We start from the raw sequence: 5,025 nt of genomic DNA on the forward strand, positions 1-5,025 counted from the left end.
ACCGCTCCGCCGAGCAGCGAGCCGATGAGATACGCGGTCAGGGTGAGCGCGCCCGCCGCACCGTGGCGCAGCGAGTGCCGCAGCACGAGGCGGGACGATCCGGCGCCGCGGGAGCGGACGGTCTCGGCGAACGGCTGCCGCTCGGCCTCGTCGATGCCGTCGCGCAGCACCTGGCTGATCAGCGCTGACACCGGAAGGGCGAGCGTGAGGGCCGGCAGCACGACGGTCGCGGGGCTGCGGGTGCCCGCCACGGGGAACCATCCCAGCCCGAACGCGAAGACGGCCAGCAGCACGATCCCGATCCAGAACACCGGCGACGACAGCACGATCAGCTCGCCCGCGACCAGCACGGCTCGCGCGACCCCGTGGCGTGCGAGCAGCGCCACGGCGAGCGCGATGAGCACCGCGATCAGCAGCGCCAGCGCGGTGAGCTGCAGAGTGGGGCCGAGCTGGCGCCCGATGACCTCGGTCACCGGCATCCGGAGCTGGTACGACGTCCCCAGATCGCCGCGCAGCAATCCGCCGATGTACGACAGGTACTGCTCGAGGGGCGGACGGTCGAGGCCGAGCTCGGCGCGGACGCCAGCCTTCACCGCCTCGCTCACCTTGGCCTGCGGGCCGAGCATGACCGAGACGGCGTCGCCCGGGATGATCCGGAACGCCAGGAACGCCACCGTCGCCGCACCCCACAGCACGAGGACGGCGGACGCGGCGATCCCGGCGAGCCGGGTCAGGGCGCGCCGCACGTCAGCGGCTGACGCTCGCGTCGTAGAACAGCGGGCGCCCGTACAGGTCGTACTCCAGTCCCTGCACGCCGGTCGCCGATCCGGTGATCAGCGACGAGACGTACAGCGGCACGATGGCGACGTGCTCGGCGTTCCACTGCTGCAGCTCGGTGTAGATCTTCGCCCGCTCGTCGGTGTCGGAGGTCGACAGACCGCGCTCGAGCAGGTCGTCGACGGCGGGGTCGCTCACCTGCGAGGCGTTCTGGAAGCCGTCGGTGCCCAGGTGACTGCGCAGCAGGTCGGCATCGACGCCCGAGAAGTCCCAGTCGGTGAGGTCGTAGGTCTTGGGGCCGTACTGCTCGTTGTAGGCGGCCGGCTCGAGCTTCTCGCGGACGATCTCGAAGCCGACGTCCTTCAGATCCGACTGGATGGCGTTAGCGAGCGCCGTGCGGTCGTCGGAGATCGGCGTCCAGGCGATCCAGCGGGCCGAGAGGCGCCGGCCGTCCTTCATCCGGATGCCGTCCGCACCGCGCTCGGTCCAGCCCGCCTCGTCGAGAAGGGCGTTCGCCTTGTCGGCGTCGAACGGCCAGCTGCCCTCGAGGCTCTTGTCGTAGCCGGGGGTCGTCGGGCCGAGGATGCTCCACGCCCGGGGGAACTCGCCGAAGAAGATCTCGTCGACGGCGGCATCGATGTCGATGGCCAGCGAGAACGCCTGGCGCACCTTCTGGTCGGCGAACACGCCGTGCTTCTCGTTGAGGAACAGCGAGTACGGCAGACCCGGGTACTCCTTGGCGGTGACGGTGACGTCGTCGCCGAGGTCGGCGACGACGTTCGGCGGCAGCTGGGTGGCCACGTCCGCCTCGCCGGAGGAGAGCACGCCGGCGCGGACGGATGCCTCGGGCAGCAGCTCGACGCGCAGCGTCTTGATCTTCGGCGCCTTGGCTCCGTCGGGGCCCCAGCTGTAGTCGTCGTTGCGGGTGTAGACGATCTCCTGGTCGGCGGTGTACTCGCTGAGCACGAACGGACCGGTGCCGACGGTGACGTCCGGCCCGCCGGCGGCGAGCTGATCGGCGGACTTCTCGAGCACCTTGGGCGACCAGAAGCCGAGCTGCGCGGTGCTTGCGGCCTGCAGGAAGGGTGCGTACGGCTGGGTGAAGCTGACCTCGACGGTGTACTCGCCGGTGACCTCGGTTGCGGCGTACAGCTCACCGCCGAGCATGCTCGCGGCCTGCGCCGACTTGGTGGCGGGGTCGACGATGCGATCGAAGTTCGCCTTCACGGCGGCGGCGTCGAACGCGGTGCCGTCCGAGAACGTCACGTCGTCACGCAGGTCGAAGGTGTAGGTCTTCCCGTCTTCGGAGACCTGCCAGCTTTTCGCGAGCCACGGCGAGAACGACCCGTCGGCCTCCTGGAAGATCAGGGAGTCGAGCACCTGACGCTGCACCATCCCCGACACGTCGAGCTGGCTGGTCTGCGGGTCCATGTGGCCGGCCGAGAGGTTGGCGCCCTCGATGGCCCAGACGAGCTCGGCGTCGGAATCGCTCGCGTCGCCGGCCGGCCCTGCGCAGCCGCTGAGCAGAAGGGCGGATGCCGTGGCCAGGGCTGCCAGCGGCAGAAGGCGACGCACGGGGAAGGAAGGCATACGGGAACCTCGATGAGTGCGGGAGAAGGGGAACGCTCCATCTTACCGGCGATTGTTGGACGGGGTCGATCTAGGGACGGCGGCGCGGCGACCGGTAGACTCGCCGGACAACCCACACTCAGGCACGCTCACACAGTGCCGCACACATCGTTCGAGGAGTCCGTCATGCCCACCATCCCCGACAAGCCCGCGCTCGAAGGCCTCGAAGCGAAGTGGGGTGAGCGGTGGTCGGATGAGGGCACCTTCCTCTTCGATCGCGCCCAGGCCACGGCATCCGGACGCGACAGCGTCTACTCGATCGACACTCCCCCGCCGACGGCATCCGGCAGCCTGCACATCGGGCACGTCTTCTCATACACGCACACCGACATCAAGGCTCGTTTCGAGCGCATGCGCGGCAAGAACGTGTTCTACCCGATGGGCTGGGACGACAACGGTCTGCCCACCGAGCGCCGCGTGCAGAACTACTACGGCGTGCGCTGCGATCCCACGCTGCCCTACGACCCCGACTTCACGCCTCCCTTCGAGGGCGGCGACAACAAGTCGTCGCGCGCCGCCGACCAGCAGCCGATCAGCCGCCGCAACTTCATCGAGCTGTGCGAGAAGCTGACCGTCGAGGACGAGAAGCAGTTCGAGGCGCTGTTCCGCCAGCTCGGCCTCAGCGTCGACTGGACCCAGACGTACCGCACCATCTCCGACGACACGATCCGCCAGAGCCAGCTCGCGTTCCTGCGCGGACTCGAGCGCGGCGAGGCGTACCAGTCGCTGGCACCGACCCTGTGGGACATCGACTTCCGCTCGGCGATCGCGCAGGCCGAGCTCGAGGACCGCGACCAGCAGGCCGCCTTCCACCGCGTCGCCTTCCGCAAGACCGACGGCTCGGGTGACATCCACATCGAGACCACCCGTCCCGAGCTGCTGCCCGCCTGCGTGGCCCTCGTCGCGCACCCCGACGACGAGCGCTACCAGCCCTACTTCGGCAAGACCGTGCGCACCCCGATCTTCGACGTCGAGGTGCCCGTGCTCGCGCACCACCTCGCCCAGCCCGACAAGGGCTCCGGCATCGCCATGATCTGCACCTTCGGCGACGTGACCGACATCATCTGGTGGCGCGAGCTCGATCTGCCGAACCGCACGATCCTCGGCAAGGACGGCCGTGTGCTCGCCGACGCGCCTGAGGCGATCATCTCGGAGGCGGGCCGCGCCGCGTACGCGGAGCTCGCCGGCAAGACCGTCTTCAGCGCCCGCAAGAGCATCGTCGAGCAGCTGCAGGCATCGGGCAACCTGCTCGAGGTCGGCAAGCCCTTCAGCCACGCGGTGAAGTTCTTCGAGAAGGGCGACCGGCCGCTCGAGATCGTCTCGACGCGCCAGTGGTACATCCGCAACGGCGCCCGCGACCCGCAGCTGCGCGAGCAGCTGCTCGAGAACGGCCGCGAGCTGAGCTGGCATCCCGACTTCATGCGCGTGCGCTACGAGAACTGGGTGGGCGGCCTCACCGGTGACTGGCTCATCTCGCGTCAGCGCTTCTTCGGCGTGCCGATCCCCGTCTGGTACGCCCTCGACGAGAACGGCGAGCGCGACTACGACCGGGTGCTGACCCCGTCGCGCGCGAGCCTGCCCATCGATCCGACCACGGACGTGCCGGAGGGCTACACCGAGGACCAGCGCGGCGTGCCCGGCGGATTCGGGGCCGAGCAGGACATCTTCGACACCTGGGCGACCTCCTCGCTCACCCCGCAGCTGGCCGGCGGCTGGCAGCGCGACGAGCAGCTGTGGAACACCGTGGCGCCGTTCGACCTGCGTCCGCAGGGGCAGGACATCATCCGCACCTGGCTGTTCTCGACCATGCTGCGCTCGACGCTCGAGGACCAGCGCTCGCCGTGGCACAACGCCGCCATCAGCGGCTTCATCGTCGACCCCGACCGCAAGAAGATGTCGAAGTCGAAGGGCAACGTCGTCACGCCCGCCGACATCCTCTCCACGCACGGCTCCGACGCGGTGCGCTACTGGTCGGCCTCCAGCCGTCTCGGCATGGATGCCGCCTTCGACCCGCAGAACCCGACTCAGGTGAAGATCGGTCGGCGGCTCGCGATCAAGATCCTCAACGCGGCGAAGTTCGTGCTCTCGTTCCCCGTGCCCGAGGGCGCGCAGGTCACGCACGCGCTCGACGCGTCGATGCTCACCGCTCTCGACCAGGTCGTGCGCGAGGCGACCACGGCGTACGAGAACTACGACCAGGCCAAAGCGCTCGAGGTCACCGAGGCGTTCTTCTGGACGTTCTGCGACGACTACCTCGAGCTCGTCAAGGAGCGCGCCTACGACCAGACCGACGTGAACCAGGCGTCGGCCGCGCTCGCCCTGCGCCTGGCGCTGTCGACCCTGCTGCGCCTGCTCGCCCCGATCGTGTCGTTCGCGACCGAGGAGGCCTGGTCGTGGTTCGAGGAGGGCTCGATCCACACCGCCGCGTGGCCCGAGCCGCTCGGCATCGACGGTGACACAGCCGTGCTCTCCGCCGCCAGTGCCGCCCTGATCGGCATCCGCCGGGCGAAGACCGAGGCGAAGGCATCGCAGAAGACCCCGGTCGCGTCGGCCACCATCGGCGCGCCCGCGGAGAGGATCGAGGCGCTGCGCGCCGCGGCCGACGACCTGCGTGCCGTG

The 5,025-nt window shown here is 69.5% G+C and carries 3 protein-coding genes; 1 reads left to right on the forward strand and 2 read right to left on the reverse strand.

From position 1 onward, the window contains the following. Together RT309_RS09220 and RT309_RS09225 are read right to left on the reverse strand one after the other, a co-directional pair. On the reverse strand, nucleotides 1-746 hold a 746-nt coding region (locus RT309_RS09220), incomplete at its 3' end, for an ABC transporter permease (RefSeq protein ID WP_313356574.1). Nucleotide 747: 1 nt separating this feature from the next. Beyond that, a complete protein-coding gene (locus RT309_RS09225) occupies nucleotides 748-2,367 on the reverse strand; it encodes an ABC transporter substrate-binding protein (RefSeq protein WP_313356575.1) in 1,620 nt (539 codons plus the stop codon). A gap of 165 nt (nucleotides 2,368-2,532) precedes the next feature. Between RT309_RS09225 and valS the strand changes: the two genes are divergently transcribed. Next, nucleotides 2,533-5,025, forward strand: a 2,493-nt coding sequence (gene valS, locus RT309_RS09230; RefSeq protein WP_313356576.1) for a valine--tRNA ligase, incomplete at its 3' end; no start/stop codon positions are given.

It is taken from the genome of Microbacterium sp. (genome assembly GCF_032084865.1).
GTDB lineage: Bacteria > Actinomycetota > Actinomycetes > Actinomycetales > Microbacteriaceae > Microbacterium.

Coding starts and splice junctions, on each gene's coding strand:
- RT309_RS09225 (WP_313356575.1), bottom strand. CDS start 2,367: ATGCCTTCCTTCCCCGTGCGTCGCCTTCTGCCGCTGGCAGCCCTGGCC.